This is a genomic window from Stieleria sp. (genome assembly GCF_041595215.1).
Lineage (GTDB): Bacteria > Planctomycetota > Planctomycetia > Pirellulales > Pirellulaceae > Stieleria > Stieleria magnilauensis.
Genome location: NZ_JBFHKV010000579.1, coordinates 1 through 5,324, shown reverse-complemented (window position 1 = coordinate 5,324; position 5,324 = coordinate 1). Strand labels below are relative to the sequence as shown.

Annotated in this window: 5 protein-coding genes; 2 read left to right on the top strand and 3 right to left on the bottom strand. The window is 60.6% G+C overall.

The annotated features are described in order from the left end of the window. The coding region (locus ABX749_RS20475; protein WP_372897609.1) for a nucleotide-binding domain containing protein at positions 1-1,035 on the top strand (1,035 nt) is incomplete at its 5' end. Positions 1,036-1,051: 16 nt separating this feature from the next. On the opposite strand, the gene ABX749_RS20470 is transcribed toward ABX749_RS20475, so the two are convergent. Further along, positions 1,052-1,756: a 16S rRNA (uracil(1498)-N(3))-methyltransferase gene (locus ABX749_RS20470; RefSeq protein WP_372897608.1), complete on the bottom strand. Its 705-nt coding sequence runs from the start codon at positions 1,754-1,756 to the stop codon at positions 1,052-1,054. A 6-nt stretch (positions 1,757-1,762) separates the two neighbouring features. Beyond that, a complete protein-coding gene (locus tag ABX749_RS20465) occupies positions 1,763-3,088 on the bottom strand; it encodes a PQQ-binding-like beta-propeller repeat protein (protein WP_372897607.1) in 1,326 nt (441 codons plus the stop codon). 301 nt (positions 3,089-3,389) lie between these two features. On the opposite strand from ABX749_RS20465, the gene ABX749_RS20460 reads away from it, so the two are divergent. Beyond that, positions 3,390-4,304 carry a sugar phosphate isomerase/epimerase family protein gene (locus ABX749_RS20460; protein ID WP_372897606.1) on the top strand — a complete coding sequence of 305 codons (915 nt, stop codon included), beginning with the start codon at positions 3,390-3,392 and terminating at the stop codon, positions 4,302-4,304. On the opposite strand, the gene ABX749_RS20455 is transcribed toward ABX749_RS20460, so the two are convergent. Next, entirely contained in the window at positions 4,258-4,962 is a 705-nt protein-coding gene (locus tag ABX749_RS20455) for a hypothetical protein (RefSeq protein ID WP_372897605.1), read from the bottom strand. The genes ABX749_RS20460 and ABX749_RS20455 overlap by 47 nt on opposite strands. Positions 4,963-5,324: the final 362 nt, after the last annotated feature.

Genomic DNA, 5,324 nt, shown 5'->3' with positions numbered 1-5,324 from the left:
GCCGAAGTCGACGCGGTCGCCGAGGCGCTCGGGCATCCCGAGGCGGTCCACGTCATCATGCCGTTTTTTCTTCAGGGCGGACGTTTGACGATTGGTGACACGCACTACGTGGCCGAATGCGCTTCGTTGGTGCCGGCGGCGGACACGCCGTTTGCGCAAGACGCGACCTTCGGTTTTCGTCATTCGAACTTGCGCGACTGGGTGGTAGAAAAGACCGGGGCGGCGGTCGAGCAGACGTCGTTGCATTCGGTTTCTATCGAGGAGCTTCGCGAAGGTGACTTGCAGCAGCTCGCGGCGCGGATTGCCGCCTTGCCGTCGGGAAGTGTCTTGATCGTCAATGCGGTCGACATCGCCGATGCCCGCGCGTTCGCGATTGCCGCGCGTTTGGCGGAACGCTCGGGGGCGGAATTGATCTACCGCACCGCAGCGAGTTTTGTCCAAGCCTACGCGGGGCTGGAGGAGAAACCGCTGTTGCGCGGCGACCAGATGATCGCCTCGGCCCACTCGGCAGGTCTGATCGTCGTCGGTTCGTACGTTCCCAAAACGACGACACAGTTGAATCGTTTGCTCGCCGGCCAGGACGCACCCCAGGCGGTGGTGTTGGATGTCGGGCGGCTGTTGTCGGATCAGGCCGCCGAGCATTTGGCCGAAGTGATCCAACGCGTCAACGCGCGACTTGCCCAAGGGCAGGACGTCGTGCTGCACACCTCACGGGGTTTGGTCACCGGAGCCGATGGCGAATCAAGTTTGCGGATCGGTACCGCGGTTTCCAAGGCGGTCGTCGATGTCGTCCGCGCGGTCGATGTTCCGCTGCGTTTTTTAATCGCCAAGGGAGGCATCACATCCAGCGACGTGGCGACCCAGGGGTTGGAAGTCAAACGCGCGATGGTGCTGGGACAGATCTTGCCGGGCATTCCGGTCTGGAGTTTAGGCCCGGAGAGTCGTCGACCCGAATTGCCCTACGTCGTTTTCCCCGGCAACGTCGGCGGCGACGAGGCGCTGGCCGATGCCTACAAGAAGCTGCGAAAGAAATGATGGGAACAGACAGAGCCTAACGTGCGAGGTGAGTTGCCATCACACAGGCGGCCGTTTCGACGCGGTAGATCCTCGCGCCCAAGCCGACTTGTTCGTAGCCCGACTCGATCGCCGAGTGGACTTCTTCGTCGCTGAACCCTCCCTCGGGACCGACCAGGACCGTGGCGGACGTTGCTGCGTCGATTTCCGCCGCGAGTGATTGGATTGGGCGGCCATCGGGGTGCGCGATCCAGCGAACGCCTGTGTGCGGCTCGGCGAGAAACGCTTCCATCGACGTCGGTGCATCGATCTGCATCAAGACATTCCGCTCGCACTGTTTACTCGATTCGATCACGATCCGTCGCAGTTTGGTCAATAGCGAATCGGTGGGTGGGCGTTGAGTGCGTTGGCAGACGAGCGGCGTGACGCGATGGACGCCAAGTTCTGTCAAACGCTCGATCATTTCTTTACAGCGTTCGGGCTTGGGCAGCGCGATCCCCAAATGGGTTCGGCACTTCGGCTCGCGATCGATCGCCACCGCGGCGGCGGCTTCAACGGCGCACTTGCGTTTGTCGATCGAAACGATGGTTGATTCGGATTCGTGCCCGCAACCGTCGAACAAGGTGATCACGTCGCCGACTTTGGCACGCATCACGCGGGCCGCGTGACTCGCCTCCTCGTCACTCAATGGGACGAGTCCACCACTCGGAGGCAAGTCCGGTGCGTAATAACGACGTGTCATGGAAGATTACTTGAACCGATAGATCGCTTCGGCGGTGCGTACGATCAGCGAGTTGTCGACGACGGCGGGGCTGGCCATGATCTGTCCGTCCAGTTGGTTCTCCGCCAGAACTTCGCTGTCGCGACCGGCGCTGATCACTGTCACGGTTCCTTCGTGTGATCCCAGGTAGATGCGGTCGCCGACGAGCAGCGGGGACGCGCTGTATTTGCCGCCGATGCGTTTCTTCCAGACTTCATCACCGCTCTCGGCTTCAAAGCAGCTGGCGATCCCGTTGTCTTCCATCACATAGATCAGCCCGTCATGAAGGATCGGTGAGGGTTTGGCCGGAATCCCTTTCATCACCGTCCAGGCAACGTGGGTGTTGGTGACGTCGCCGGATCCATCGACCTTGACCGCCCACAGCTGGGGTTTGCCAAAGCCGGTCGAAAAGTAAACGACGCCGTCGGCATAGACCGGGCGGGGGACGACCGAAAACCCTTTGCCGTGACGGACCTTCCAGATTTCGTTTCCGGTTGCCGGTTCATAGGCGACCATCCACTGCGATCCCATGCAAATCAATTGTTCGCGTCCGTGTCGGTCGGTGATTTTGATCGGCGTGCAATACGCTTTCTTCTGGTCGCCGGTGGGGGCATCCATCTCCGGTCGATCGGTCTCCCACAGGGTTTCGCCGGTGAGCTTGTCGAGTGCCGTGACGTATTGACGCTCGATTCCGTCTTGGATCAGGATCAATCGCTGTCCGTCGATGAACGGCGAGCTGCCCGGGCCGACGGAGTGATCGAGCGGCAGCTTGCGTTGCCACTCGATTTGGCGGCTGCCGCGATTGACGCAGAACGTGCCGTAGGTTCCGAAGTGGCAGTAGATGTTCGGCCCGTCGATCACCGGAGTCGGTGAGGCATAGCTGTTGAGCGAGTGGATCGGATCGGGGGTTTCAATTTCGGTCAAATCAATTTCAGCGAGTTGCCGACCGGATTCCAAATCGAGGGCGAACAATTTCAGCCGGATCGCCTTGGCAACGGCGAGCTGTTTGAATTTTTTTTCCTCGATGCCCGCGGCGCGAAGCAAATCGAGGCGTTCTTCTTCGCTGGGGAACACTTCGATCGCCGTCGTTGCCCAAACCACCCCGTCGGCGATCACCGGCGACGACCAGGCCTTGCCGGGAAGTTCCGTTTTCCAAGCCAAGTTTTCTTTCTCGCCAAAGGTTAGTGGCGTGTGTTGGTCGGTGACGATGCCGTCGCCACCCGGGCCGCGAAACTGGGGCCAGGGGGAGTCGGCGTGGGACGACGACAGGACGAGCAACAAACAGGCGGCGAGGATGCAAAGGCGAGCGTGCATGGGCGGGACTGCAATGGCGGTGCGGTCGGATGGGAAGGATCTGACGGATGGCCAGAATCGAAGTATAGCCAGAATCAGCGCCCGCGTCTCTTGGCCGGCCGATGAAGCACCGACGGCACACCGTATCCACCGCGAGCAGGCGGGTTAAGATCAGTGGCTCCGCGTTCCCATCGGTGGATTGACGTTTCTCTGTGGATCGTGCCGCCGGATCGATCCTCCGCATGTCGGTTGCGATTGAGCTAGAATCCGTCGCCAAAGTGACCGAAACCTCCCGCCCATCTCCCCCCCAAGGTTCTTTCTCGTGAACGTCAACCGTCGCACTGCCCTGGCCCTCGCCGCGTCCGCATCGCTCTCTTTTGCCCGTGCTTGCCAAGCGGCCCAGACGGCGTTTCGATTTCGTTACGCACTCGCCTCGTGCATGTACGGCTACGCGCCGCTGGCGGAGATTTTGCCGGAGGCCAAGAAGATCGGAGCGACCGGCATCGACATTTGGCCCAAGGTGCATGGAAACCAGCGGGAGCAACTGGACGAGCTCGGCGAAGACCGATTCGCCGGCATGCTGCGCGATCACGACTTGGAGCTTTCCTGCATCACGCAGTACAAGCTGGGACCCTTCGGGATCGACGACGAAATTCAACTCGCCTCGCGGTTGGGCTGCAAGCTGATCGTGACGGGCGGTTCAGGGCCAAGAAACTTGACGGGCCCGGCGCTGAAGGAGGCGATCGCAGCATTTTTGAAAAAGTTGACGCCGACGATCAATCTTGCCCGTGACCACGGAGTGCGGATCGCGATTGAGAATCATGAGAACAACTTGATCCACGACGCCGATTCGCTGCGTTATTTGGTGGACTTGGCGCCGTCGGACGCCATCGGCGTCGCGTTCGCCCCGTACCATTTGCCGCAAGACAACGAGGTGCTGTGTCGATTGCTACGCGACCTGGGCGATTCGGTTGCCGTGTTTTATGCCTGGCAGCACGGCATGGGATGCAAAACGAAACTGCCCAAGGAGCAGGAGTTGTTGCAGATGCCGGGCCGCGGTGAATTGGACTTCGGGCCGATCGTCAAAACGCTCGCCGAGATGCAGTTCGATGGCTGGACCGAGATCTTCATGCACCCGGTTCCGCGGGGGATTCCGATTCTGGAAACAACCGAGGCGGTGACCGCGGAGATCAATCGGTCGCGCCGGTATTTGGAGCAGCGGCTTGCGGCAGGTTAGCGCGTCGATGGCGCCGGCAGGCGACGTATAGACCCAACGCGGCGAAGATCGAAAGCGAGCTAGGCTCGGGTGTCGTCAGTGAACCAGGCGGAGTCGGGGTAGGGGGCGAAGGTAAAGAAGGGGCCGCCGTGCTCGCGAACGTGGTTAACGTCGCGGGACCGACCTGCTCCACGCTTGAAAAGGAAAATGGAAACCGTTGCAACAACGCTCCGCCGACGTGGATGAAACCTGCCCCCGCCGAAACAACCTCAGTCCGGAAGCTATAGGTGGGCGAAAAAATTCCCCACCCGGCGAGCGAAACGGTTAGGCCTCCGGAAGTTGTCAGGCCCCCTGTCGGAATCGTGCCCGGATCCACGAACAAGTTCGGGCCTCCGGGGATGAAGATGCCAGGCCCGTCGAAATTAAAATCTGTCGGATTGGCAAAGGTGTCGGACAATTGGAGCGTAGTCATCCACAGTGACAGATTGGATGGATCAAAACCGTCCAATTTCACCGTCACGTCCAGCACTTGTCCGACCTCCAGGCTGGTCGGGTCTGCACCCGCAATGTCGATCTGCGACGTGATCAGACCTGCCGAGGTACGACTGCTATTGAACGCGAACAGGGCCAAAAGGACGGGGAGAAATGCAAATGCGGCGGGTCGAAACAGTGTCGGCATGGGTTGGGCTCAAGTTGTCATTTCAAGTGTGGACGGTCCCCGGACGAATCCCCGAATGATCGATGATCGACCAGGGGGATCCCATCGGGACTGGGCCACACCCAACGCACAGTCCGTGCCAACAAACAGATGGCGAGGCGATTGCAAGATTGACTGAACGGAGTACCAATGCGTCGCTGCCGCACTGGGGTGGGGATTCTCGTCAGTCCAAAGGTGGAGGGCCTTTGGCCGGCCGAGTGCTCCGGGTCACGTTGCGTTTCGGGTAGGCGGTCGTGGACGAGGCGACGAGTCCTCTGGCTAACGTAGTGGACGAGGCGACGAGTCCTCTGGCTAACGTAGTGGACGAGGCGACGAGTCCTCTG

Excerpts from the sequence above, each read along its gene's own strand:
- ABX749_RS20470 (WP_372897608.1), bottom strand. The coding sequence starts at position 1,756 with ATGACACGTCGTTATTACGCACCGGACTTGCCTCCGAGTGGTGGACTC.
- ABX749_RS20465 (WP_372897607.1), bottom strand. The coding sequence starts at position 3,088 with ATGCACGCTCGCCTTTGCATCCTCGCCGCCTGTTTGTTGCTCGTCCTG.
- ABX749_RS20455 (WP_372897605.1), bottom strand. The coding sequence starts at position 4,962 with ATGCCGACACTGTTTCGACCCGCCGCATTTGCATTTCTCCCCGTCCTT.